Genomic DNA, 25,525 nt, shown 5'->3' on the forward strand with positions numbered 1-25,525 from the left:
GAGCAATCGTCCTATCAGAAATGATGGGGCGATTTTTTTATTAGTCGTGCTTACGAAGATGATGGAATGGACAAAATGTGAAAGGAGCGATTATACGATGACAAAAGAGATGTCAACTAAGTATGATCCAGCGGCAGTTGAAACTGGCCGCTACCAATGGTGGATTGACCAGGGCCTCTTTAAGCCCAGTGGCGATAAGAAGGCCCACCCATATTCGATCGTGATTCCGCCGCCGAACGTTACCGGGAAGCTGCACCTGGGACACGCTTGGGACACGACCCTGCAGGATATTATTATCCGGCAGAAGCGGATGCAGGGCTATGACGTCCTCTGGGTACCGGGGATGGACCACGCCGGGATTGCCACCCAGGCAAAGGTCGAAGCCCGCTTGCGCAAGCAGGGCATTTCCCGTTATGATCTGGGCCGGGAAAAGTTTGTCCAACAGGTCTGGGACTGGAAGGACGAATACGCCGACATTATCCACCAACAGTGGGCAAAGCTGGGGATTTCCGTTGACTATGACCGGGAACGGTTTACCCTGGATGAAGGGCTGAATAAGGCGGTTCGGAAGGTCTTCGTTGACCTGTACAAGAAGGGCTTGATCTACCGGGGAACCTACATTATCAACTGGGACCCGCAAGCCCGGACGGCCCTGTCCGACATCGAGGTTGTCCACAAAGACGACCAGGGGGCTTTCTACCACGTTAAGTACCCGTTCACCGATGGCACGACCTTCAACGGCAAGGACTACATTGAAATTGCGACGACCCGTCCGGAAACGATGTTTGGGGATGAAGCAGTCGCTGTCCACCCTGACGACGAACGTTACAAGGAATTGGTCGGCAAAAAGGTCAAGGTTCCGCTGGTTGACCGGGAAATCGAAATCATCGCTGACGAATACGTAACGCCGGACTTCGGGACTGGGATGGTGAAGATTACGCCAGCCCACGACCCGAATGACTTTAAGGTCGGAAAACGCCACAATTTGCCGGAACTGAACACGATGAACGAGGACGCCTCGATGAACGAAAACGCCGGCAAGTATGAAGGCATGGACCGCTTTGAAGCGCGGAAGGCAATCGTTAAGGACCTGGAAGACCAGGGCTACATGCTCAAGGTCGTACCAATCACCCACTCGGTTGGCCATTCCGAACGGACCGGGGTTCAGGTGGAAGCCCGCCTGTCGACCCAGTGGTTTGTCAAGATGAAGCCGTTAGCGGAAATGGCACTCAAGAACCAACAGACGGACGACCGGGTCAACTTCATTCCGGAACGGTTTGAGCATACCTTTACCCAGTGGATGGAAAATATCCATGACTGGGTAATCTCCCGGCAGCTCTGGTGGGGTCACCGGATTCCGGCCTGGTACAACAAGCAGACTGGGGAAGTCTACGTGGGCATGGAAGCGCCACAGGACGCCGAGAACTGGGAGCAGGACAGCGACGTGCTTGATACCTGGTTCTCCAGTGCCCTCTGGCCATTCTCCACGATGGGCTGGCCGGACACCGACTCCGCGGACTTTAAGCGCTACTTCCCGACCAACACCCTGGTTACTGGTTACGACATCATCTTCTTCTGGGTTTCCCGGATGATTTTCCAGTCACTCGAATTTACCGGCAAGGCACCGTTTAAGAACGTCCTCCTGCATGGTTTGATCCGGGATGAACAGGGGCGGAAGATGAGCAAGTCCCTAGGGAACGGGATTGACCCGATGGACGTCATCAAGAAGTACGGGGTCGACGCCCTCCGCTGGTTCTTGATTACGGGCTCGACACCGGGGCAGGACATTCGTTTCTCCTACACCAAGATGGACGCGGCCTGGAACTTTATTAACAAGATCTGGAATGCCAGCCGCTACGTAATTATGAACCTTGGCGAGATGCCAGCACCGCAGTTGCCGGCCAAGGACAAGTGGGACTTGGCCGACCGGTGGATTTTGAGCCGCCTGAACGCCACCATCGAGCAGGTAACCGAGATGTCCGAGAAGTTTGAATTTGGTGAAGTGGGCCGGGCCCTCTACAACTTCATCTGGAACGACTTCTGTGACTGGTACATCGAAATGACTAAGGAGAAGCTGAATAACGGAACGGACGAGGAAAAGGCCGACACTAAGAACATCCTTGGCTACGTCCTGGACCAAACCCTGAAGCTCCTTCACCCGATCATGCCGTTCGTGACCGAAAAGCTCTGGCAGTCGATGCCGCACGATGGCGAGTCGATCATGGTGGCCGCATACCCAACGGCTAACGCAGACCTGAACGACCCAACCGCGACGGAACAGATGGATAGCCTGATCGAAATGATCAAGGCGGTGCGGAACATTCGGAATGAGGCAAATGCGCCGATGTCGAAGCCAGTGGACATTCTGGTTAAGACCAAGGACACCCACCTCACCGCAATGCTCAATGCCAACCGTGACTACATCGACCGCTTCTGCCACCCGGCAGAATTGAAGATCGGTGCCGACGTGGCAGCACCAAAGCTGGCAATGTCCAGCATTCTCGCCGGAGCAGAAGTCTTTATCCCGATGGCCGAGTTGGTCGACCTGGATGAAGAACGGGCTAAGATGGAAAAGGAGATTGCCAAGCTGGAAAAGGAAGTTGAGCGTTCCCAAAAGAAGCTCGGCAACCAAAGATTTGTTGACAATGCGCCAGCCAAGGTCGTCGAAGCTGAAAAGCAAAAGGCGGTTGAGTGGCAGCAGAAACTCGCGGCAGCAAAAGACCGCTTGGCATCGTTGCAAGATGCTTAACCTGAATTGAGCTGTCCCAAGGGGCGGTCGTCCAGCTAGCAAATGGCTTGGCGGCCGCCCCTTTTAACTAAAGGAGAACAAGGATGATTACAACGTATGATGAGGCCCTGGCATTTATCCATGGGCGGACGAAATTCAAGAAAATCCCAACGCTCAAGCGGATGCGGCGCTTCCTAAAGGAGCTTGGCGACCCCCAAGAAGGGTTGGAGTACATCCACGTCACCGGGACCAACGGGAAGGGGTCGACGCTGGCGATGATGCGGTCGATGCTGCTTGCCAGCGGGCTAACGGTCGGCAGCTTTACTTCGCCCTTCATCACCCGCTTTAATGAGCGGATTGAGCTTGATGGCGAGCCGATTAGCGACGAAGACCTGGTCCGGTTAACGGACCAGGTAGCGGGGGTGGTGGCGAAACTCGACCAGCTCTTGCCGGAAGGGGGGCCGACAGAATTTGAAATTGACACGGCCATCATGTTCTTATACATGGCGGAAAAACGGCCCGACGTGGTCCTCTTGGAAGTTGGAATCGGCGGCCTCTATGATTCGACAAACGTTATCGTTCCTGAAGTAAGCGTGATCACTACGGTTGGTTGGGACCATATGAAATACCTTGGCGACACCCTGGCGGCAATTGCCGAGCAGAAGGCGGGGATTATCAAGCAGGGACGGCCGGTAGTAATTGGCCGCCTGCCGGCCAGTGCCACAACCGTGGTTGAACAGACGGCGGCGGCCAAGGACGCCCGCTTGTACGCGCTGGACCGCGACTTTACGGTTAAGAAGACCGCCGCTCACCGCTTCTTCGCTCCCATCATTTATTCTGGGCTGGCCGTCCACCGGCTCCGGGCACGCTTGGGCCTTGGCGGTGATTACCAGGTAGAAAATGCCGCGGTGGCGTTAACGGCCGTTCAACTGTTTCTTGAGGCGGGCCACTACCCCCTGGACCGACACGCCTTAATTGCCGGACTGGCGGAAACACACTGGCCGGGCCGGCTGGAAGTTGTAAATACGGAACCGCTGGTCCTATTGGACGGGGCGCATAACCTTCCCGGGGTCCAGGCGCTCGTCAAGACCATCCGTGACGATTTTGCCGACCGGGACGTCTACCTGCTGGTGGCGATCTTAGCTGATAAGCAATACGAGCTGATGCTCGGCGAGCTGGCGAGCCTGGGTAATGTCCACATTACGGTTACCCACTTTGCCGGCCCGGGCCCCAAGCGGCCGAGTGCCGACCTGGCCGCGGCAGCCCGCCAGATTCGGGCTCGCTACCCGATTCAAACCGCCGCGCAGTGGCAAGCGGGCTTCCAGCAAGTGGCCAGCGAATTGAGCAGTGAGGACGTAATGATTGTCACCGGGTCACTCTACTTTATTTCAGAAGTTCGCCACTTATTTGATGCAAATTAGGGGATTGGTCGTATTTATTCTTTAGAGCCGAAAAGGAGAATGATAAGTATGACTAACTCAGTGGAAGATCAGTACGTTAACTTGCTAGTCCGGAGTATTCCCGCTGCCACGATCAAGCGGGGGGAGGAACTCTTTCTGAAGTTTTTGGAGCAGTTTCCCAACCCGGTGGCGGTCAAGCAGATGTCAAGGACACAGCGGGCCCAGGTCCTGGAGTGGGGCCCAGAGATGCGGGCCTTGATTGCCGGAATTGAACTAGGCCAACTGGTGGGGAAGAGCCACCCGGAAATTTGCGGTCACGCCTACTCCAGCGTTACCCTTGGCCAGCAGATGATTGACTACTTTGCGGGGGACGAGCAGGAGAGCGTGGTGATTGCCTGTACCGATGTGCATAATGACGTTATTGACTATAAGACGGTTTTTAAGGGCGGGCATAGCGAGTGCCTGCTGTACCCTGACCAAATCTTCGCCTATGCGCTGCGGCAGTCAGCGACCGGCATTGCAATGGTCCATAACCACCCGTCCGGGGACGTCAAACCTTCGGACCAGGACCTGCGTTTTGCAAAGCGGCTTGAGCGGGGCAGCCGAATTCTGGGGATCCAGCTGCTGGACTTCCTGATTGTTGGCCAGGAACGGTACTTTAGCTGGCGGGAAAGCCAGCAGAGCAACGGCGAAAGGTAAAGAAATAATTAATTTCCCTGGTGGGGTTTTACCCCTGACGGCTAATAATGTATATTTATGTTCGTATGTAATCCGTGGCTATGGTATAATATCCACGATATTGAATTCAAAAGATTATTAGTCTTGAAAACGAAGGGAAGAAACAGAGTGCTAGGAATCGGAACCAAAAATTTGGGAATCGACCTGGGAACCGCGAACACGATTGTCTACCTTGAGGGGAAGGGAATCGTGCTCCGGGAGCCGTCAGTTGTTGCACGGAATGCGAAGTCCAACGAAGTGATTTCTGTTGGGAGCGACGCCCGCGACATGATCGGCCGGACCCCAGAAAGTATTGTTGCAATTCGGCCGATGAAGGACGGGGTAATTGCCGATTACGATACCACCGTTGCGATGATGAAGTATTACATCAACAAGGCCCTCGGTAATGGGAACGGCAAACCATACGTGATGGTCTGCGTCCCAAGCGGGATTACGGAAGTGGAAAAGCGGGCCGTAATCGACGCTACGCGGGTTGCGGGTGCCCGGGATGCCTACGTAATTGAAGAACCCTTTGCGGCCGCAATCGGTGCCGGCCTGCCAGTAATGGACCCAACCGGGAGTATGGTTGTTGATATTGGTGGTGGGACGACTGACGTTGCCACCATTTCGCTGGGCGGGATTGTTTCCAGCCGGTCGATTCGGATGGCGGGTGACAAGATGAACGATGCCATCGCCCAATACGTTCGGCAGAACATGAACCTACTGATTGGTGAACGGACGGCCGAAAAGCTGAAGTGGGATGTTGGTTCTGCTTCCGTTGAATCCGCCAAAGAAATGGGGACGACAGAAGTGCGGGGCCGGGACCTGGTAACGGGCCTGCCAAAGACGATGGAGGTCTCCGCCGTGGATGTTTCAACCGCCCTTCAGGACGTTGTGGAAAACATTATTAATGCTATCAAGGGCACGCTTGAAGAGACTTCTCCAGAAATTGCTGCGGACGTGATTGACCACGGGATTGTGCTCACTGGTGGTGGGGCACTGTTGAAGCACCTGCCAGACGTCATTGCGGACGCTACCAAGGTGCCAGTGTTTATCGCCAACGACCCGCTGGATTGTGTTGCCATCGGGACCGGTGAATCGCTGAAGAGCATTGACGTAATGAAGAAGTAAGCAAAGAGAAATGATTTTTAGATAGCTGTCGATTGACAGTCAAATATATATCATTAGATTTGGCTAGTGATAGGCGGGGCTGGTCGCAAAACGATTTGTTTTGTCTAGCCCCCTTTTATTATCTTGCCCACAATGGAGGATTAGCATGCAAAAATTCTTTTCCAATCGTCGGTTGGTGATCATTGTGGTAATTCTGGTTGTTTGTTTTGGCCTTATGGCAGGATCAGTTACCCTCCGCAACCGGCGGAATACGCCGCCATTGATTCAGCAGTTTGGCAACGATATCGTTGGCTTTGCTGATAGTGCGGTTGCGTTGCCGGTTAACTGGCTGCAAACCAGCTTCAGCTCGGTGAACGATTTAATGAATACCTACTCGGAGAACCGTGAATTAAAGCAGCAAGTGACGGAATTGGCACAGACGAAGGTTCGGGACCAGACGCTGGCCCACGAGAACCAGCAATTAAAGCGGGAACTCAAACTGGGAAAATCGATGACTGATTATGATACCGTGACGGCCGCCGTGTTAACGCGGACACCATCTTCATGGCAGCAGCAATTGGTAATTAACAAGGGCCAGTCCAGTGGGATCAAAAAGAATATGCCGGTGATGAGTGACGGCGGGCTGGTCGGCCGGATCGTGGAAGTCAACAAGACAAACAGCAAGGTTGAATTGCTCAGTGACACTAATGAGGCTTCAAGCCGGTTTGCGATTTCCATTGGCGGCAGCAACGACCAGCTGGTAAACGGTATTATTACCGGTTATAATGCCGACCGCAACGAGCTAGTGATGGGGCAGGTCAGTTCCAAGGCAAAGATCAAGAAGGGGACGAAGGTCGTTACCAGTGGAATGGGCGGCGTTACCCCCAAGGGCCTCTATGTCGGCAAAGTGGCCCGGATTGGCAAGGATGATTACGGCCTGGCCCAAAAGGTCTACATTACCCCCGCTAGCAACTTCAATGACATCAACATTGTGACCGTTGCGGAAAGCACTGCTCAGGAGTGATTACTATGTATCGATTATCACGCTTAAAGTATGTCTTCCCAATTGGCCTGTTTGTCTGCCTGTTTCTGGATGGTTCGCTTAGTCACGTCTGGGCACCGCTGTTTTTCCGGTACCCGTATTCGATGGCTAGCGAACTGGTAATTCTGTGGCTGGTGCTGTCCTACTTTTTTGAAAACGGGATCGAGATTCCATTAATCCCGTTTGCCATTGCGGCGGGCGTGGTCGCGGATGTCTACATTTCAGGGATCCTGGGTTTGTACATGGTCCTCTTCCCCTGCATTGTCGCTTTAACCCGGCTGCTGGCCCACTACTTTAACCCGTCTTTTTTGACCAACATCATGATCTTCTTTATTGATATCGTGGTGTTTGCGACGGTCAACTACTGGGCCTACTCGCTGGTCGGAATTACCAGTGTCGGCTTTGGGGACTACCTGGCCTTCTCACTAGCCCCGACCTTAGCGTTAAACCTCGTTTACTTTGTCGTCCTCTACTGGCCGATCCGGGCCCTCTATTCCTGGGCGACGACGGAAAAAACTGTCTAAATTGGCTTGACATTAAAATCCAATGAGTGTAGTATCATTTACAATCAATAAAGCAAATGACAATGAACAGACTAGTAAGGTGTTTTTAATAGCAAAGAGAGTCCGCATTGGTGGAAAAGGACCTGTTGAAGCACCTGAATCACATCTGTGAGTTGACCTTCTGAAGCCTAGTAGGTTGGTCCGGGGTCGCCCGTTACAGCACGGAGTTTATCAAGATGAACTCACAAAGGTCAGCTGCCGTGAGGGGTTGACAAGATGAGGTGGAACCGCGGAAACGCCCTCGTAGCCAATTTGGCTCGGGGGTGTTTTTATTTACCTAGCGTTGTGAGTGCGAGACTGATGAACTTACCGAGGCGGGTGCTGTGAAGCGGCCGCAAACAGAGGTGGTACCACGATTGATTCGTCCTCTAGGATCCAGCTGGATCCTAGAGGACTTTTTGTTTAGGGCCATTTGCTGAACACGAGAAGGAGGATAACTATATGTCTTATATTTCATCGATTTTACCGTCATTATTCCAGGGGGCGTCCTTAACCCTGCAGATCTTCTTTTGGACGCTGATCGGTTCTTTACCGCTGGGAATCCTCGTCAGCTTGGGGCTGATTTCTAAGATCCGCCCCCTCAAGTGGATTTTGGAAATTTACGTTTGGCTGATGCGGGGCACACCGCTGCTGCTGCAATTAATCTTTGTTTTCTATGGCTTGCCGATTATCGGCATCGTTTTCCAGCGGTACGACGCGGCGCTGGTCGCCTTCATCTTAAACTACGCGGCCTACTTTGCGGAAATCTTCCGGGGCGGCTTCCAGGCCATTGATGAGGGACAATTTGAAGCTGCCCGGGTACTTCGGCTAAGCTACTGGCAGACCTTGCGCAAGATTGTGATTCCCCAAGTGGTCAAAATTGTGATCCCGTCGATTGGGAACGAAGTAATTAACCTGGTAAAGGACTCGTCACTGGTCTATGTGATCGGACTGGGCGACCTGCTCCGGGCCGGGAATGTCGCTACCTCACGGGACGTCACCCTGTTGCCGCTGCTCTTAGTCGGCTTGATTTACCTGATTTTGGTTGGGATCTGCACGCTGATCCTGCGGAAGGTTGAACAACGCTACGCATACTTTAAGTAGGAGGAATTGCAATGTTAGAAGTTAAGAATTTAACGAAGAGTTTTGGCAACCGGGTCATCTTGGATAACGTTAACTTAACGGTTAAGGATGGCGAAATTTTAAGCATTGTTGGTCCCTCCGGTGCCGGGAAAACCACCCTGCTGCGGTGCATCACCGGCTTGGAAAGGGCGGACAGTGGTCAATTCTTGATTGATGGTCAGCCCTTTGATCCCCAGGGGAGTGAGGACACCGACCGGGTAATCGGCGTAGTTTTCCAGGATTACAACCTCTTTCCCAACCTGTCAGTGATGGACAACATCACCCTGGCCCCGACGATGGTGCTGAAAAAGGATACTGCGGCGGCGGTCAAGGACGCCAAGGTGCTCCTGGAGGAACTCGGCCTCAGTACCAAGGGTGCCCTTTATCCCTACCAGCTATCTGGGGGGCAAAAGCAGCGGGTGGCAATTGCCCGGGCACTAGCGATGAAGCCGAAAATCCTGTGCTATGATGAACCGACTTCGGCCCTTGACCCCAACCTGCGCCAGGAGGTTGCCAAAATTATCCTGGGGCTGAAAAAGGATGGGATGACGCAACTGGTCGTTACCCACGACTTTGACTTTGCCGACACGATTGCCGACGATATTTTGAAGGTGAAGGCCCTCGATAAGGCCGTTGACCAGGTGGAAGATTTAGGGAAGAACGCGTAATAAGAAAAGGGGAAGAGGCATATGAAAAAGATTAAAGCAATCTGGCTACTGCTGCTTCTGCTTGTTCCCGCGGTTTTGCTGGCGGGCTGCGAGAGCGTCACGACCCGGGCAAATACCCAGGATACCTGGTCGCGGATTGAACGCCGCAAAAAAGTGGTGATTGGCCTCGACGACAGCTTTGTGCCGATGGGCTTTCGTGAAAAGAGCGGTAAGCTGGTCGGCTATGACGTCGACTTGGCACGGGCAGTTTTTAAGCAGTACGGGATTAAGGTTGACTTTCAGACGATCGACTGGTCAATGAAGGAAACCGAGTTGAAAAACGGTACGATTGACCTGCTGTGGAATGGTTACTCCATGAACCCGAGCCGGAAGAAGAAGGTGGCCTTTAGCCGGCCGTATTTGGAGAACCGGCAGGTCCTGGTAACGAAGAAGAGCAGTCACATTGACGGCCTAAACGGGATGGCTGGGAAGTCGCTCGGTGTGCAGAATGGGTCCACCGGGGCGGCAGTGTTGGACGCGAAACCCAAGTTATTAAAGGATAAGATTAAGAACAAGTCCGCGGTCCTCTACGATACCTTCCCGGACGCCTTTATCGACCTAAACGCCAACCGGATTCAGGGAATCTTAATGGACCAGGTGTACGCCGACTACTATGTTGACCACCAGAAGGATAAAAACGCCTACAAGGTATATGAGAGCAAGCAACTGCCGGTCGAATACTTCGGCGTTGGGATGCGGAAGGGTGACAAAACCCTCCAGAAGAAAATCAACCAGGGCTTGGGCCGGCTGCAAAAAGATGGCCAGCTCCGCAAGATTAATGAGAAGTGGTTCGGGAGGGACAGCAACTTCCTCGGACCAGATAGCGAATAACAACGCACCGGTTTTAAATGGCGACCTCCAGCGCTCAGCAACCACTGATCCTGGAGGCCGCTTTCTGCGCCTGTAACCGCTGGTTTGAATTTGCTGAACAGATAACGTATCATTAAATCCGGATGGAATTGAGTGTTTTGGACAGGAAGGATGATCTTGATGCGGTATCAATTAACCACGGGGGTCAATTTAGAAGTAATTCCCACGAACAAATTTAATATGAACCAGCTCCTAATTAACTTTGCCACGCCGCAAACGGCGGAGAATGCTACGGCGCGGAACTTGTTAGCCAATTTACTCGAAACCAGTACGAAGAAGTACCCGACGCAAACCGCGCTGGCCGACCGGTTAGCGAATTTGTATGGTGCATACGTCAACATGGGGGTCAGCCGGGTCGGCCGGCTGCACTGCGTCCGCCTGAAAGCCAGCTTTGTCAATAATGAGCTGGCAAACGAGGACCTGTTCCAGCAACTGGTGGCGGTGATCCAGGAAATGCTGTTTAACCCGCTTGCCGATAACGGCCGTTTTGACGAGCCGACCTTTAACCGGCAGGCGATTAACCTGCGGAGCACCATTAAGGGCTACTACGATGATAAACAATTTTGGGCTGCCCGCCGGCTGCTGGACCTTTACTACCGTGATAATTCGGTAATGAAGGTCCCGAGCTTTGGCCGCTCCCAGGCAATCAGCCAGCTCACGCCCGCCAGCGTCTACCAGACATACCAGCAGATGATGGCCCACGACCGGGTGGATATTTTCTTCCTGGGAAACGTTGATGAAGGCCAGGTGGAGCGGGCGCTGGCCCAGTTGCCGTTTACGCCCCGGCCAAATGCCGCGGAGCAGCCCGAGATTCTATACCAGCAGCCGCTCTACCGGCAGGTCCAACGGCAGGTGGAATACCAGCCGGTCAGCCAGGCCAAGCTCAACATTGGCTACCAGCTGCCAGTGTATAGCGGTGAGAAACTGTACTATGCCGGGCTCGTCTTTAACGACCTCTTTGGGGGCAGTCCGTTTTCTAAACTGTACATGAATATTCGTGAACAGGCTGGCCTGGCCTATTACGCGGCCAGTCGCTTGATGCCGTTTAACGGCCTGGTGAGCGTGCAGTCAGGGATTGACTCAAGACGGGCGGCCCAGGTAGAGGAACTGATTGATGAGCAGTTGGCAGACTTGCAAGCGGGCCGGTTTAGTGCTGAACGGTTTGCGGAAGTGCAAAACGGCCTAGCCAACCAGTACCTGTCGAGCAATGACCTGGCCGGAAACATCCTTGGTCGACGGCTGACCAACCGGTTGCTAGGCCTGCCCAACCAGGACGAAGCAGCCGCGATCCATGCGGTAACTCGCGACCAGGTAGTTAAGGTGGCGAAGATGATGAAAAAGCAAGCGGTATACTTATTAAGTGGTGAGAATTAAACTAAATGGAGAACTATCTTTATCGTGAATTTAACCGGGCCGTCTACCGGGAAACGCTGGCTAACGGCTTGCGGGTGGAGCTGATGCCCATGACCGGCTTTAACAAGACCTACGCGATCATGACCACCGATTTTGGCTCGATCGACAATCACTTTATTCCCTACCAGGGGGATGAGCCGGTGTGGGTGCCAGACGGGACGGCCCATTTCTTGGAGCATAAGCTCTTTGAAAAGCGGGATTACGATGCCTTTGACCTCTTTGGCGAGCTGGGCGCGGATTCCAACGCCTTTACCAGCTTTACCCAGACCAGTTACCTTTTTTCGACGACAAGTCACCTGCACGAAAACCTGGATGTGCTCCTTGACTTTGTGCAGGAACCGTACTTCACGGAGCAGATGGTGGCAAAGGAACAGGGGATTATTGGCCAGGAAATTCAAATGTACAATGACGACCCGAGCTGGCGCCTCTATTTGGGAATGCTGGGTAACCTCTATCCGCACGACCCGATGCGGGTTGATATTGCCGGCACCGTGGAGTCAATCAGTCAAATTACGCCGGCCACGTTAATGGAATGCTACCAGACCTTTTATCAGCCGAGCAATATGACCCTGCTGCTGGCGGGGAAGCTAAATCCAGCACAGGTGATGGCATGGGTCAAGACCAACCAGGAGCGGCGGTCGTTCGTGCCGCAAAAAGCGCCGCAGCGGCTGTTCGAGCTGAATGACGCCACCGGTCACGATGTGATTCCGTTCCGGTCGTTGACGATGAACGTTTCCCGGCCCAAAATCATGGTCGGGGTGCGGGGCACGAAAGTCTTTACCACCGGCCACGAGCGCCTGAAACATAAGCTGGCGGTCGACCTGCTGCTGGATCTATTATTGGACGACACTTCAGCAAATTATCTGCGTCTGTATGACCAGGGGATTATTGACGATTCCTTCGGGTATAGCTATGACCTGCAACGGGGTTTTGCTTTTGCGGCAATCAGCACCAATACCGACCGCTTGGAGGATTTTGCTGATGAAATCATGGCGATTTTGGAAAAGGCTGACCAGGAACTGAACCAGGCAGCCGAGCGCTTTGCGGGGATCAAGCGGGCTGAACTAGGCCGGCTGATTAGCCTGCTTGATTCTCCAGAAGCAGTGGGCAACCGCTATGCCGGCCGCTTGTACGACAATGCCAACCTGATGGATGAAATCCGGCTCTTGCGGGAAATTGAATTAGCTGATTTGCATCAGGCGGCGAATGACCTGCTTGCACCCCAAGCGATGTCGGTGTACCAAGTCGTTCCCCAGCACCAGTAACGAAACCTTTTCTTAACTTTCAGCCTGCGGCTAGCATGATATAATTATCCAGTGAGTAAAACTAAGCAATTAATGGAGATAAGATAATGAGTGAAAACGACAGCGAACAACAAATTCAAATTGGCAAAAAGCTGCGGGAGGCCCGCCAAGCCAAGGGTTACACTTTAGACGACCTTCAACAAATCACGAAGATTCAAAAGCGGTACCTGATCGCCATCGAGGACGAAAAGTTCGATGAACTGCCGGGCGATTTTTACGTCCGTGCCTTTATTAAGCAGTATGCTGACACGGTTGGCTTGGATGGCAAGGAACTGTTGCGGGAATATGATGATGACCTGCCCGAGGCAAAGACGGCAGAGTATTCTGACCATATCTCCCAGGCGGTGGAAACCCGGGCTAGTCAGCGCAAGACCGTCAGCAATAGTGTTTCTAAGGCGCGCCAATACCTGCCAACGATTATCATCGCCTGTGTGATTGTGGTGGTCCTGGCGGCAATCTGGATTACCGCGATTGCCCGGAGTCACCGCGATTCTTCAACCCGGATTGATAACAGTTCCGTCTCCGTTTCCGGGGAAAGCCGGAAGAAGTCATCCTCTGCTAAGAAGGCCTCAGCCAAAACTAGTCCGGCCAAGGTCAAGCTAACGGAGCAGAGCCGGACTGCCACTGCCGTTACCTACACGGCGGGCAAGCTGAACAAGGAAGTGGCCTTAGACATTCAGACGAGCGGCAGTTCAACGGTCCGGGCGGTGGCCAACAACACCAATACCCTCTTAAACCGGACCCTGGCCGCTAATGCTAAGACCAGCGTTAAGGTTGCCAAGGGGACGACTTCCCTGGTAATTACCGTCACCAACCCGGCGGTTACGACGATCAAACTCGGTGGCCGGACGGTTAACTTTACCAATAACGGCAAGGCCCAAACGACCCGGACGATTACGATCAACTTCGGCAGTCAGACCGCTAGTTCTTCAAGCACCGGCAATTCGACCGTAAATAATGGCCAGCGGACGACCACGAATAATCCGGCCAGCTCGGTAAACCGGTCGGCAACGACAAATACTACCACCGCGGGGACGACGAATACCACGACGACTAACCGTCAGCAGACGACGGCCCCTACGACCAGCAATCAGGGAGCCGCTGCGACTAACGGTGGTCAGCAAACAAGCACGCGCTAATACGGGGAGGATAAGACTTTGAATTTACCTAATAAGCTAACCGTTGTTCGGTTAATCATTATTCCCTTCTTCCTAATTCTGATGGTAGTTCCCTTTAGCTGGGGGAGTGTGACCTTCTGGGGGGCAACCATTCCGGTGGCCCAGCTGATTGCGGCCATTTTATTTATCGCGGCCACCATCACCGATAATTTAGATGGCCGGATTGCCCGGAAGCACCACCTGGTGACCAACTTCGGTAAATTTACCGACCCCTTGGCAGATAAGCTGCTTGTAATGACCGCTTTTATTGTCTTAACCGGTAGTCAAGTGGTGCCGGCCTGGGTCACAACGATTATCATCTGGCGGGAACTTTCCGTTACCGGCTTACGACTGTTGCTGGTGGAACAGGATGGAACGGTGCTCGCCGCTAAGATGCCGGGGAAGATTAAGACCACGACACAGTTTATTGCGATCATTTTCTTACTGCTAAACAACGTTATTTTTGCCATCTGGAACATCCCGTTTGGTCAGATTATGCTGTACATCTGCCTGTTCTTCACCGTCTACTCTGGGATCGACTACTTCGTCCAGGGACGGGGCGTTTTCTCGGACGGCTTTAAGTAATCAAATTAATGTAATGACGCGTCTTGCTGACTTGAGCGGACGCTGACGGGAGCGGGATACCGAACTAGGACGGCTAGTTCTGGCCCACTCCTTTTTTGCCTTTGCTGAAATTCTTCGTGCAATTGCGGCGCAAAGCCGTGTTTAAATAATAGGAGGGTCCTGACATGGATGCAGAGATTATTGCGGTCGGAACGGAGTTAGTTTTAGGGCAGGTGACGAATACCAACGGTCCGCTGTTGGCCCGGACGCTGTCAGCGATGGATATCAAGGCGCCCCACCAGGTGACCGTCATGGATGACCAGGAACAGATTGTTGCCGCGATTAACAGCGCACGACAACGGGCGTCGCTTATTTTCGTCTGTGGCGGGCTGGGACCCACGACCGACGACGTTACCTTAAAGAGTACCGCTATTGCGCTAGGAACGGGCCTGACGACGGATGACCAGCACTGGGAGTGGATTAAGGAAACGTTCAAGGCCCGCCGGATTAAAATGCTCCCGGACAACATTCAGCAGGCTCGCTACCTGACCGGCGGGTCCCCGTTGGCAAACCCGGTTGGCCTGGCTTTGGGAAGCTGGTACGAACATGATGGTTTACAGCTGGTGGTTCTTCCGGGGCCCCCAGCGGAATTTCGGGCGATGCTGGAGAAAAGTGTCAAACCGCGCCTAGTTGCTAAGTACGGCACCGGAAGGAGAATTAGCAGCCGGACCCTCAACTTTTTAGGGCGGCCCGAGACGCAGTTAATGGCCGAAATTGAGGCCGCAACGGCGCAATTTTCGGATATGACGGTGACCTCCTATGTTCAGCCGAGCCAGATCCAGGTACGGATTAACGTTTATGACCTGCCGCTCGCCCAGGCTAATGACCTCCTGGAGAAGGTGACGGCTGCGATCTTGGCCGTCGAGCGCCCATACTTCTTTGGCTTTGGTGATAAGTGTACCCTGGTGGGGGAAGTCGTGAAGCTGCTAACGGCCCAGGGGAAAACCATTACCGGAGCCGAAAGCTTGACGGGCGGACTTTTCCAAAGCACGGTGTGCTCAGTCCCGGGAGCCTCCGCGGTGTTTAGGGGCGGGTTTGTAACCTATGCGGCGAGTGCTAAGGAACGGCTTCTAGGAATTGACCCGGCCGTGATTGCCGGCCACGGGGTTGTGAGTGCCCAGACCGCAGCGCAAATGGCAGAAAAGAGCCGGGAGCGGCTCGATGCCGACTTCGGCCTGTCCTTTACCGGGGTGGCCGGACCAGACGACCTGGAGGGCCAACCGGCAGGAACGGTTTGGCTCGGCCTGGCACGGCGGGGCCAGCCAAGCCAAACGAGGGAGCTCCACCTCGCTGCTTACCTGGGCCGCCAGGAAATCAGAAATTTGAGTGTCCAGTACGGCCTGCAAATGGCTTTCCGGGCGTTACAGGGCTAGGCGAACCGCTGTTCGCATTTTTCTTGAGTTTTGTGGGGAAAACTGGTATCGTTAATTGACAGAGATTAAGTCCGATAAAGGAGGAAGTAATTTGGCAGACCAGCGTAAAGCAGCATTAGATAAAGCACTTCAAAAGATCGAAAAGGACTTTGGTAAGGGTTCGATTATGCGGATGGGTGATGCCGCCGACATGAAGATCGCCACGATTTCCAGTGGTTCACTGGCGATCGACAAGGCCCTTGGTGTTGGTGGTTATCCGCGCGGCCGAATTGTAGAAATTTATGGTCCGGAAAGTTCGGGGAAGACGACGGTGGCCCTCCATGCCGTGGCGGAAGTTCAACGTCAGGGCGGGACCGTTGCTTATATTGATGCCGAAAACGCCTTAGACCCGCAGTATGCGGAGGCCCTCGGCGTGGATGTCGACAACCTCCTGCTTTCCCAACCGGATACCGGTGAAGAAGGGCTGGCAATTGCCGATGCCCTGATTGCCACCAGCGCAATTGATCTCGTCGTCATTGACTCCGTTGCCGCCCTGGTTCCCCAGGCTGAAATCGATGGCGATATGGGGGACCACCACGTTGGCTTGCAGGCGCGGCTAATGTCCCAAGCATTGCGGAAGCTTTCCGGTGAAATTAACAAGACCAAGACGATTGCGATCTTTATCAACCAGATTCGGGAAAAGGTCGGGGTCATGTTCGGCAACCCCGAAACGACTACCGGTGGCCGGGCCCTCAAGTTCTATTCCACCATCCGGATGGAAATCCGCCGGGCGGAGCAGATTAAAAACGGCACCGACGTGGTGGGGAGCAAGGCTAAGGTCAAAATTGTCAAGAATAAGGTGGCGCCACCGTTTAAGCGGTGCGAAGTTGACATTATGTACGGGGAAGGCATTTCTAAGACCGGGGAACTGCTCGACATGGCAGTCGAACAGGACTTAGTCAAGAAGAGTGGTGCCTGGTACTCATACGGCAACGAACGGATTGGCCAGGGTCGGGAGAATGCCAAGAAATGGCTTGCTGACCACCCAGACAGCATGATGGAACTGATGAATAAGGTCCGGGTTGCTAACGGGATGAAGCCTCTGGAAGAAAGCAAGAAACCGGCTGACGATGGTGACACTCCTGCTGGCCAGCAAGAAACCATTGAAGAGGCCAGTAAAAACTAACTAGTTGATTAAACAATTAAGGGAGCACGGGTAGCTGTTGCTCCCTTTTTTGCTGGGCAGGCGACTAAATAATAATAGTTGACACCTTCCTTGACCAAGCTTAAAATTTAATTTGTGTGATGCTTTTTTTTAGCGTGACACGGTGAAAATTATTAACCAACCAACAACAAAATAGTTGAAGCGGGGGTGAAATTATGCAGTTATTTATTTTCGCCGCGCTTGCTATGGTTGTCGGTCTTATTATTGGCTATGCTATTCGTAAGGGAACCTACGAAAAACAGTTAGCAGCAGCGAAGCAGACCGCTACGGGAATTATTTCGACCGCGAAGAGCGAAGCGGAAACGGCGAAAAAGGAAGCAATCCTGGAGGCGAAGGAAGAAAGCCACCGGTACCGTGAAAACGTTGAAGATGAACTAAAACAGCGCCGCAGTGAGGTTCAGCGGCAGGAGGACCGACTCCTGCAGCGGGAAACCAGCCTTGACCACAAAGATTCCGCGTTAGAACGGCGTGAATCAGCGGTTGGCAAACGTGAACACAAACTGGATCAGGAAACCGAAAAACTGCGCCAGCAACAGCAGGCAGCTGCCGCCTTAGTGGAGCAGCGCCAGACCGAGTTAGAGAAAGTGGCGCAGATGTCGCACGACGATGCGAAAGACCTGCTTCTGACGGAAATGAAGGAACAGCTCAAGACCGAGCGGGAAGTAATGATTCGTGACAGTGAGCAGGAAGCCGAAGTGACCGCGGAGCGTAATGCTAAGAAGCTGATTGTGGAGGCAATTCAGCGGAGCGCTGCCGACGTCGTTTCTGAAACGACGGTCTCGGTTGTTAACCTGCCGAATGACGATATGAAGGGCCGGATTATCGGTCGGGAAGGCCGGAATATCCGGACCTTAGAAACCCTAACTGGAATTGACCTGATTATTGACGATACGCCGGAAGCAGTCGTTTTGAGCGGCTTTGATCCCGTTCGCCGGGAAATTGCCAAGCTGGCCTTGGAAAAGCTGATTCAGGATGGCCGGATTCATCCGGCACGGATTGAAGAGGCGGTTGATAAGGCCCGCAAGGACATGGACAGTCAGCTCCGGGAAACTGGTGAGCAGGCGCTCTTTGACCTTGGAATTCACGCGATGCATCCAGACCTGATTAAGACGGTTGGCCGGATGAAGTACCGGACCAGCTATGGACAAAATGTCCTCAGCCACTCGATTGAGGTTGCCAAGCTGGCCGGGATCATGGCGGGAGAACTAGGTGAAGACGTTGCCCTGGCTAAACGGGCCGGACTCCTCCACGACATTGGGAAGGCGGTTGACCACGAGGTTGATGGCTCCCACGTCGAATTGGGGGTTGAATTGGCGCGGAAGTACAAGGAGAACAAGGTTGTGGTCAACACAATCGCCTCCCACCACGGTGACGTGCCAGCGACATCGGTCATCGCCGTGCTGGTCCAGGCGGCAGATGCAATTTCTGGTGCCCGGCCGGGTGCCCGGAGCGAGTCCTTGGAGCAGTACATTCAACGGCTGAAGAAGCTAGAAGGAATAGCTAATAATTACGATGGTGTCGACCATAGTTTTGCCATTCAGGCTGGTCGTGAATTGCGAGTAATTGTCAAGCCGAAGAAGATTTCCGACATGGAAGCAACGACTTTGGCTCATGATATTAAACAACAAATTGAAAAACAGTTAGAATATCCAGGCCATATTAAGGTAACGGTTATTCGTGAAGTCCGGGCGGTTGACTATGCAAAGTAGTTAGCCAATCAGCCAGCGTTATCAAACAGGAGGTTGGGAATCAACTCAACCTCTTTGCTATTTTAAAGATAATAATGCGGGTGCCGACTGCCCGCTTGCACTGGCGGGGTCCAGAAAATATAATTATCATATGTAACTTATGCAGAGTTTTTAATGAGGTGAACTTGTTGGCAAAAAAACAAACACCAATGATGGAACAGTATCAAAAGGTAAAGGACCAGTACCCAGACGCCTTTTTGTTTTATCGGCTTGGTGACTTTTATGAGCTTTTTAACGAAGACGCGGTGAAGGGGGCCCAGCTGCTCGAGCTGACCCTTACGACCCGGAACCACAGTGCCAAAAATCCAATTCCGATGTGCGGGGTACCCCACCGTGCCGTTGAAAGCTACGTTGATGTATTGATTGACAAGGGCTACAAGGTCGCAATCTGCGAACAGATGGAAGACCCGAAAAAGGCGAAGGGAATGGTTAAGCGCGCCGTGACCCGGCTGATTACTCCCGGAACCCAGATGGACCTTAACGGCGACCAGGCCCGGCAGAACAACTATTTGGCAGCTATCAGCCCAGCAAGCGGCCACTTTGACCTGGCATATACCGATTTGTCGACCGGGGAACTCAAGACGACCAGCCTAGCCAACGTCGATGGGGTGGTTAACGAATTAATTAACCTGCAAAGCAAGGAGGTTGTCGGGGAGGGCGACTTGCCGGACCGGCTAAAGGCAGCCCTGGATAGTCGGCACATCCTGCTTTCCCAGCAAAGCGAAATCCTCAACCGGTCCGAAATCAGTTACCTGACCCAGGACCTCACCGCCGCCGGGCAACGGCACGTCGTCGGTCTGCTGGTTTCCTACCTGCTGACGACGCAAAAGCGGTCCCTCGCCCATATGCAGCGGGCGGTTGCTTACCAGCCCAGCGCGTTTATGAAAATTGACCATTATTCCAAGACTAACCTGGAGCTGATGACCAACCTGCGCAGCGGCAAGCGGCAGGGGACCTTGTCCTGGCTGCTGGATGAAACCAAGACGGCGATGGGGAGCCGCCTGCTAAAGCGGTGGCTGGACCGGCCGCTGATCGATCCCGCCGCGATTAAGGAGCGGCAGGATAAGGTGGCCGAGCTGCTCGACCACTACTTTGAGCGGAGCAACCTTCAAGAGGAGCTGATTAAGGTTTACGACTTGGAACGCTTAGCCGGTCGGGTCGCGTACGGCAGTGTGAATGGTCGGGACCTCATCCAGCTAAAGACTTCCCTGGAGCAGGTTCCCAAGATCAAGTACGTACTAGAAACCTTAGACTCGCCCGTTTTTGCGGACCTTACCAGCCGGCTCGACCCGCTGGCGGACATTGCCGATTTGATCGACCAGGCGATTGTCGAGGAGCCGCCGATTGCGGTTACCGATGGCGGGGTAATCAAGGATGGCTATAATGACCAGCTGGACCAGTACCGGGACGCAATGAATAACGGCAAGCAGTGGATCGCCGACCTTCAGGAGCAGGAACGCCAGGTGACCGGCATCAATAACTTAAAGATCGGTTACAACCACGTCTTCGGTTACTTCATCGAAGTCACCAAGGTCAACCTGGATAAGATCCCGCGGGACCGGTACGAGCGCAAGCAGACCCTGGTCAACGCGGAGCGCTTCTCCACTCCAGAGCTGAAGGAAAAGGAAGCCTTGATCCTCGGCGCCCAGGAGAAGTCGGTGGCCCTAGAGTACGACCTCTTCGTAAAAATTCGTGAACAGGTCAAAGGGCAAATTCAACGCCTGCAAAAGTTAGCCCAGGCCTTATCCGAACTAGATGTTTTACAGAGCTTCGCGGTGGTTAGCGAAGACTACCACTTTGTGCGGCCGGTGATGAATAGCGGCCACCAGTTGCAGATTAAGGACGGCCGCCACCCGGTGGTGGAAAAGTTTATGGGGCACCAGGAGTACGTTCCCAACGATGTTCAGATGGGTGACGATACGGATATCCTCCTGATCACGGGGCCCAATATGTCCGGGAAGAGCACCTATATGCGGCAGTTGGCGCTGACCGCGGTGATGGCGCAGATGGGCTGCTTTGTTCCCGCGAGCCGGGCGGAACTGCCGATCTTTGACCAAATTTTTACCCGGATTGGGGCGGCGGATGACCTGATTTCCGGTGAAAGTACCTTTATGGTGGAGATGATGGAGGCAAATAATGCCCTGAGTCACGCCACGGACCGGAGCCTGATTCTGTTTGACGAAATTGGCCGGGGGACCGCTACCTATGATGGGATGGCCCTGGCCCAGGCGATTATTGAGTATGTTCACCAGCACGTCCGGGCGAAGACGCTCTTTTCTACCCACTACCACGAACTGACCAGCCTGGAAGAAACCCTTCCCCGGCTAAAGAATGTCCACGTCGGGGCGACGGAGAAAAATGGCGAGCTGGTCTTCCTCCACAAGGTCAGTGCGGGTCCAGCGGATAAATCGTACGGGATCCACGTCGCAAAGTTGGCAGGGATGCCCGCGCCGCTTTTAAAGCGGGCGGACCAAATTCTGCAAAAGCTGGAAAGCAAGGAAGCAGCACTGCCCAAGAAGACTCCGGTCCAGCTGGCGCCACAGCAGTCCGCTGCTTCGCCGGCAGACCGGGTTAAGGAAGGGGCACAGGCAGCCGCCCCGCTGGTTGAACAAAATGGTCAGCTGGAGCTGTTTAATCCCCAACCGGCCGCCAAGAAGCTGGATCGCACAGCGGCGCGGGTGCTTAACCAGCTGAAGGAGCTGAACCTGATGGGGATGACACCGATGGAGGTAATGAACCAGCTCTATGAATGGCAGCAGAAGCTAAAGTGAGGTGCAAAGGTGAATGGGGCAAATTCATGAGTTAAACGACATCCTGGCCGACCAGATTGCGGCCGGGGAAGTAATCGAACGACCAGCCTCAATTGTTAAGGAACTGGTGGAAAACTCCTTGGACGCACAGAGCCAGCGTGTTGACATCATCGTGGAAAATGCCGGCCTTGATAGCATTCGGGTAATTGACGATGGTCAGGGAATCGCTGCTGACGACGTGGAACTGGCCTTCAAACGGCACGCCACGAGTAAGATTAGCAGTCGCCACGACCTCTTCCGGGTCCAGACGATGGGCTTTCGCGGCGAAGCGCTCCCCAGCATTGCCTCGGTCGCGGATGTTGAACTAACGACGGCGGTCGCGGGAGCAACTGCGGGAAGACTGGTGCACCTCCGCGGGGGCGAGCTGGTCGCTAACCAACCAGCGCCAGCCCGCCGGGGAACCGACGTCCGGGTGACAGAACTGTTCTTTAATACGCCAGCCCGGCTGAAGTACCTGAAGTCTCCCCACACCGAACTGGCCCGGATTACCGATATTATTAACCGGCTGGCCCTGGCCAATCCCCAGGTGGCCTTTAGCTTTACCCATAACGGCAAGGAGCTTTTTCGGTCAGCGGGCAACGGCAACCTCCAGCAGGTTATCGCGACGATTTACGGAATTCAGGCCGGCCGGAAGATGCTGGCTATCCAGGGCACGGACAACGACTTTGCGGTGACCGGTTTTGTCTCCTTGCCGGAGCTGACCCGGGCCTCCCGCCAGTACATCACGATTATGATCAACCACCGCTACGTCCGGAATTACGCCTTGACTAAGGCCATTATCCAGGGCTACGAGTCAAAGCTAATGGTGGGGCGCTATCCGGTGGCCGTCTTGAATATTGAATTGGACCCGGTGCTGGTGGACGTGAATGTTCATCCGGCAAAACGCGAGGTGCGCTTGAGCAAGGAGGACCAGCTGGCTAAACTGATCGCTCAGACTATTCGCCAGCGGATCGCCCGGGAAAACTTGATTCCCGACGTGGATGCGGACCGGTTTAGTCCGCAACCAGACCCGGATCTGGTTAACGACCTCAACCGCCGCTTAACTGAGGCAGCGGTTCCCTATGGGGTCCACCAGGCCGGCACGCCAGAATCGCCTAGTTCAACTGCAAAAGCGGCTTCCCCGCAGCCAACGAGCACGGCGAAGGCGGGGGCGGATACGGTCGACAGTCAGATTCCCGCGCCGGTGATTATCCACCAGAGCAGTCAGCTAAATTCTGCCCGAATGAAGGAGTTTGATACCCGCTACCAGGACGAAAAACTGCCCACGGGGATTTCGGATCAGGGGGCCTTGCAGACCGCTGACCAGCAGACCCCGCCGGCAAAAGCCGAGAATTTAGAACTGGACGTTCACGACAAGAGCAACCAGGCAACGGGCCGCTTCCCGGACCTGCAATATATTGGCCAGCTCCAGGGGACCTTTTTACTGGCCCAGGCTAGTGACGGCTTGTATATCGTGGACCAGCACGCCGCTCAGGAACGGATTAACTACGAACGTTACCGCCAAGAGATCGGCCAGGTCAGCGCCGACCAGCAGACCTTCCTGGTACCGTTAGTGTTGAACTATTCAACGGTTGATGCCCTCACCATTACTAACCACGCCGACGTGTTGGCCAGCGTCGGGCTTCGGTTGGAACACTTTGGGCAAAACAGTTTCCTGCTGCGGTCGCACCCGACCTGGTTTAAGGAGGGACAGGAGGAAGACACCGTCCGGGAAATGATTGACTGGCTGATTAAGGATGGCAAGCTGACCGTCCAGCAGTTTCGGATGAAGACGGCAATTATGATGAGCTGTAAGCGGGCCATTAAGGCTAACCGCCACCTGGATGATCGGGAAGCCCGGGCCCTATTAAAGCGGCTCCCGCAGTGCGAAAACCCGTTTAACTGCCCCCATGGGCGGCCGGTAACGGTCCATTTTAACGACCGCGACCTCGAAAAGATGTTTAAACGGATTCAGGAGTCCCACGTTCCGTATGCGGACGATTTTGACGATCATGACTTTTAGGGATAAAGGAGTTTTTCTGACGTGTATGAATATTTAACGGGAACCATCAGCATTGTTGCCCCCCAGTACATCGTGGTCGATGTTCACGGTGTCGGTTATAAGTTACTGGTAGCGAACCCCTACCGTTTCCACGAGGACCCGGCGACGGCCGTCCGGGTATTTGTCTACCAGGCCGTCCGGGATGATGATATTTCGCTATTTGGCTTTAGCGACCAGGCGGAAAAGCAGCTGTTTATGCAGCTGATTAATGTGTCGGGAATTGGGCCCAAGAGTGCCTTGGCAATCTTAGCGAATCCCGACCACCAGGGGCTGGTTGACGCAATTGCGAATAACAATATCAGCTACCTGACGAAGTTTCCGGGAATCGGCAAAAAAACGGCCTCTCAGATTGTGCTGGACTTAAAGGATAAGCTCGCGGCCGCGACGTCCGGGAGCCTGTTTGACCAGCAAACGGCTAGTGATCCGGCCAACCCGGCCCTGGCCGATGCCTTAGCGGCCCTCAAGGCGCTGGGCTATAAGGACCGGGAAGTTAAAAAAATCGGCAAGCAACTAGGCACCCAGCAGCAATCGACCGATGAATACCTACGGCAAGCGCTGCGCCTGTTAAACCAATAGGGGGAGGATGAATGTGAACGATAAGCAAGATAACGTGCTGTCTGACCGGTCCCAGGATGAGGCGGAGGAGCAAATCGAACTGACCCTCCGTCCCCAAACCCTCCGGGACTACATTGGCCAGGCGCAACTCAAGGATAAGCTGCGGGTTTATATTGAGGCGGCCAGGGAGCGGGAAGAGGCCTTGGACCACGTTCTGCTATACGGACCGCCGGGACTGGGGAAAACCACCCTGGCGATGGTGATTGCCCATGAGATGGCCGTGAACATCAAAACGACTAGCGGCCCGGCAATCGAGAAGCCGGGGGACCTGGTGGCCCTGCTGAATGAGCTTCAGCCCGGCGATGTCTTATTTATTGATGAAATTCACCGCCTGCCCAAGGTCGTCGAGGAAATGCTCTATTCGGCAATGGAAGATTACTACATCGACATTGTCGTCGGCGAAGGGCCGACCGCCCACCCGGTTCACTTTCCCCTGCCGCCCTTTACCCTGATTGGGGCAACCACCCGGGCGGGGATGCTGTCAGCGCCGCTGCGGGACCGGTTTGGGATTGTCGAGCACATGAATTATTACAACCAGGACGAACTAAAGCAGATTATTTTCCGGTCGGCCCGGATCTTTGCGACTCGGATTGAGGAGCAGGGGGCCCATGAGCTGGCTCTGCGTTCCCGCGGGACGCCCCGGATTGCCAACCGGCTGCTTAAACGGGTTCGTGATTTCGCCCAGGTCGCTCATCAGCAGGCGATTGGCGCCTCGATCGTTAAGCAGGCCCTGGACCTGTTGCAGGTGGACAGTCGGGGCCTCGATGAAATCGACCGGAAGATGCTTTTGACGATGATTAACTTCTACCACGGGGGCCCGGTCGGCTTGAAGACGATCGCCGCTAACATTGGTGAGGAAACCAACACTATTGAGGAAATGTACGAGCCATACCTGATTCAGATTGGCTACATCAGCCGGACTCCCCGGGGACGGGTCGTTACTCCGGCGGCGTATGACCACCTGGGGATTAATTACCCAACGGATGAGGGAAAGTAGT

20 protein-coding genes and 2 other annotated features (1 of these 22 running past the window's edge) are annotated in these 25,525 nt (G+C 54.1%); all 20 genes read left to right on the forward strand.

All coding sequences use genetic code 11. From position 1 onward, the window contains the following. Window positions 1-17, forward strand: a binding site (T-box leader) (it extends 196 nt beyond the left edge of the window). 80 nt (window positions 18-97) lie between these two features. The 20 genes from HMPREF0494_RS09240 (at window position 98) to ruvB (ending at window position 25,524) form a co-directional block, all read left to right on the forward strand. Further along, window positions 98-2,749 carry a valine--tRNA ligase gene (locus tag HMPREF0494_RS09240; protein WP_007124692.1) on the forward strand — a complete coding sequence of 884 codons (2,652 nt, stop codon included), beginning with the start codon at window positions 98-100 and terminating at the stop codon, window positions 2,747-2,749. An 83-nt stretch (window positions 2,750-2,832) separates the two neighbouring features. Next, a complete protein-coding gene (locus HMPREF0494_RS09245) occupies window positions 2,833-4,149 on the forward strand; it encodes a bifunctional folylpolyglutamate synthase/dihydrofolate synthase (protein WP_007124693.1) in 1,317 nt (438 codons plus the stop codon). A 48-nt stretch (window positions 4,150-4,197) separates the two neighbouring features. Next, window positions 4,198-4,827 carry a JAB domain-containing protein gene (locus HMPREF0494_RS09250; protein WP_040459024.1) on the forward strand — a complete coding sequence of 210 codons (630 nt, stop codon included), beginning with the start codon at window positions 4,198-4,200 and terminating at the stop codon, window positions 4,825-4,827. Between the two features lie 147 nt (window positions 4,828-4,974). Beyond that, window positions 4,975-5,976 (forward strand): rod shape-determining protein, encoded by a 1,002-nt coding sequence (locus HMPREF0494_RS09255; protein ID WP_040459025.1) that lies wholly within the window; start codon window positions 4,975-4,977, stop codon window positions 5,974-5,976. A 145-nt stretch (window positions 5,977-6,121) separates the two neighbouring features. After that, the gene (gene mreC, locus HMPREF0494_RS09260) at window positions 6,122-6,979 is read left to right on the forward strand and encodes a rod shape-determining protein MreC (RefSeq protein WP_007124696.1); all 858 of its coding nucleotides are present in this window, start codon (window positions 6,122-6,124) and stop codon (window positions 6,977-6,979) included. 5 nt (window positions 6,980-6,984) lie between these two features. Then, on the forward strand, window positions 6,985-7,521 hold the full coding sequence (mreD, locus tag HMPREF0494_RS09265) for a rod shape-determining protein MreD (RefSeq protein ID WP_040459026.1): 537 nt from the start codon (window positions 6,985-6,987) through the stop codon (window positions 7,519-7,521). 53 nt (window positions 7,522-7,574) lie between these two features. Beyond that, window positions 7,575-7,806: a binding site (T-box leader), on the forward strand. Window positions 7,807-8,001: 195 nt separating this feature from the next. Beyond that, window positions 8,002-8,643 (forward strand): amino acid ABC transporter permease, encoded by a 642-nt coding sequence (locus HMPREF0494_RS09270; protein WP_003714449.1) that lies wholly within the window; start codon window positions 8,002-8,004, stop codon window positions 8,641-8,643. Between the two features lie 11 nt (window positions 8,644-8,654). Beyond that, on the forward strand, window positions 8,655-9,329 hold the full coding sequence (locus HMPREF0494_RS09275; RefSeq protein WP_007124698.1) for an amino acid ABC transporter ATP-binding protein: 675 nt from the start codon (window positions 8,655-8,657) through the stop codon (window positions 9,327-9,329). A gap of 21 nt (window positions 9,330-9,350) precedes the next feature. Continuing rightward, the gene (locus HMPREF0494_RS09280) at window positions 9,351-10,199 is read left to right on the forward strand and encodes an amino acid ABC transporter substrate-binding protein (protein WP_007124699.1); all 849 of its coding nucleotides are present in this window, start codon (window positions 9,351-9,353) and stop codon (window positions 10,197-10,199) included. Between the two features lie 159 nt (window positions 10,200-10,358). Beyond that, entirely contained in the window at window positions 10,359-11,612 is a 1,254-nt protein-coding gene (yfmF, locus tag HMPREF0494_RS09285; RefSeq protein ID WP_040459027.1) for an EF-P 5-aminopentanol modification-associated protein YfmF, read from the forward strand. Between the two features lie 5 nt (window positions 11,613-11,617). Further along, window positions 11,618-12,916, forward strand: a complete 1,299-nt coding sequence (gene yfmH / locus HMPREF0494_RS09290; RefSeq protein WP_007124701.1) for an EF-P 5-aminopentanol modification-associated protein YfmH — start codon at window positions 11,618-11,620, stop codon at window positions 12,914-12,916. An 86-nt stretch (window positions 12,917-13,002) separates the two neighbouring features. Continuing rightward, window positions 13,003-14,094 (forward strand): helix-turn-helix domain-containing protein, encoded by a 1,092-nt coding sequence (locus HMPREF0494_RS09295; protein ID WP_007124702.1) that lies wholly within the window; start codon window positions 13,003-13,005, stop codon window positions 14,092-14,094. 18 nt (window positions 14,095-14,112) lie between these two features. Next, the gene (pgsA, locus tag HMPREF0494_RS09300; protein ID WP_040459028.1) at window positions 14,113-14,697 is read left to right on the forward strand and encodes a CDP-diacylglycerol--glycerol-3-phosphate 3-phosphatidyltransferase; all 585 of its coding nucleotides are present in this window, start codon (window positions 14,113-14,115) and stop codon (window positions 14,695-14,697) included. A gap of 164 nt (window positions 14,698-14,861) precedes the next feature. Next, complete coding sequence (locus HMPREF0494_RS09305; protein ID WP_007124704.1) at window positions 14,862-16,109, forward strand: competence/damage-inducible protein A; 1,248 nt, start codon at window positions 14,862-14,864, stop codon at window positions 16,107-16,109. A 91-nt stretch (window positions 16,110-16,200) separates the two neighbouring features. Further along, window positions 16,201-17,274 carry a recombinase RecA gene (gene recA, locus HMPREF0494_RS09310; RefSeq protein ID WP_040459029.1) on the forward strand — a complete coding sequence of 358 codons (1,074 nt, stop codon included), beginning with the start codon at window positions 16,201-16,203 and terminating at the stop codon, window positions 17,272-17,274. A gap of 194 nt (window positions 17,275-17,468) precedes the next feature. Beyond that, window positions 17,469-19,022: a ribonuclease Y gene (rny, locus tag HMPREF0494_RS09315; protein ID WP_007124706.1), complete on the forward strand. Its 1,554-nt coding sequence runs from the start codon at window positions 17,469-17,471 to the stop codon at window positions 19,020-19,022. A 167-nt stretch (window positions 19,023-19,189) separates the two neighbouring features. After that, on the forward strand, window positions 19,190-21,832 hold the full coding sequence (mutS, locus tag HMPREF0494_RS09320; protein ID WP_040459030.1) for a DNA mismatch repair protein MutS: 2,643 nt from the start codon (window positions 19,190-19,192) through the stop codon (window positions 21,830-21,832). Between the two features lie 13 nt (window positions 21,833-21,845). Continuing rightward, on the forward strand, window positions 21,846-23,873 hold the full coding sequence (gene mutL / locus HMPREF0494_RS09325; protein WP_007124708.1) for a DNA mismatch repair endonuclease MutL: 2,028 nt from the start codon (window positions 21,846-21,848) through the stop codon (window positions 23,871-23,873). 21 nt (window positions 23,874-23,894) lie between these two features. Beyond that, a complete protein-coding gene (gene ruvA / locus HMPREF0494_RS09330; RefSeq protein ID WP_007124709.1) occupies window positions 23,895-24,488 on the forward strand; it encodes a Holliday junction branch migration protein RuvA in 594 nt (197 codons plus the stop codon). A gap of 7 nt (window positions 24,489-24,495) precedes the next feature. Then, window positions 24,496-25,524, forward strand: a complete 1,029-nt coding sequence (gene ruvB / locus HMPREF0494_RS09335) for a Holliday junction branch migration DNA helicase RuvB (protein WP_007124710.1) — start codon at window positions 24,496-24,498, stop codon at window positions 25,522-25,524. The last annotated feature ends 1 nt before the right edge of the window (window position 25,525 follow it).

The organism is Limosilactobacillus antri DSM 16041, from assembly GCF_000160835.1.
GTDB classification, from domain to species: domain Bacteria; phylum Bacillota; class Bacilli; order Lactobacillales; family Lactobacillaceae; genus Limosilactobacillus; species Limosilactobacillus antri.

Coding starts and splice junctions, on each gene's coding strand:
- HMPREF0494_RS09240 (WP_007124692.1), top strand. CDS start 98: ATGACAAAAGAGATGTCAACTAAGTATGATCCAGCGGCAGTTGAAACT.
- HMPREF0494_RS09245 (WP_007124693.1), top strand. CDS start 2,833: ATGATTACAACGTATGATGAGGCCCTGGCATTTATCCATGGGCGGACG.
- HMPREF0494_RS09250 (WP_040459024.1), top strand. CDS start 4,198: ATGACTAACTCAGTGGAAGATCAGTACGTTAACTTGCTAGTCCGGAGT.
- mreC (WP_007124696.1), top strand. CDS start 6,122: ATGCAAAAATTCTTTTCCAATCGTCGGTTGGTGATCATTGTGGTAATT.
- mreD (WP_040459026.1), top strand. CDS start 6,985: ATGTATCGATTATCACGCTTAAAGTATGTCTTCCCAATTGGCCTGTTT.
- HMPREF0494_RS09270 (WP_003714449.1), top strand. CDS start 8,002: ATGTCTTATATTTCATCGATTTTACCGTCATTATTCCAGGGGGCGTCC.
- HMPREF0494_RS09275 (WP_007124698.1), top strand. CDS start 8,655: ATGTTAGAAGTTAAGAATTTAACGAAGAGTTTTGGCAACCGGGTCATC.
- HMPREF0494_RS09280 (WP_007124699.1), top strand. CDS start 9,351: ATGAAAAAGATTAAAGCAATCTGGCTACTGCTGCTTCTGCTTGTTCCC.
- yfmF (WP_040459027.1), top strand. CDS start 10,359: ATGCGGTATCAATTAACCACGGGGGTCAATTTAGAAGTAATTCCCACG.
- yfmH (WP_007124701.1), top strand. CDS start 11,618: ATGGAGAACTATCTTTATCGTGAATTTAACCGGGCCGTCTACCGGGAA.
- HMPREF0494_RS09295 (WP_007124702.1), top strand. CDS start 13,003: ATGAGTGAAAACGACAGCGAACAACAAATTCAAATTGGCAAAAAGCTG.
- HMPREF0494_RS09305 (WP_007124704.1), top strand. CDS start 14,862: ATGGATGCAGAGATTATTGCGGTCGGAACGGAGTTAGTTTTAGGGCAG.
- rny (WP_007124706.1), top strand. CDS start 17,469: ATGCAGTTATTTATTTTCGCCGCGCTTGCTATGGTTGTCGGTCTTATT.
- mutL (WP_007124708.1), top strand. CDS start 21,846: ATGGGGCAAATTCATGAGTTAAACGACATCCTGGCCGACCAGATTGCG.
- ruvB (WP_007124710.1), top strand. CDS start 24,496: ATGAATGTGAACGATAAGCAAGATAACGTGCTGTCTGACCGGTCCCAG.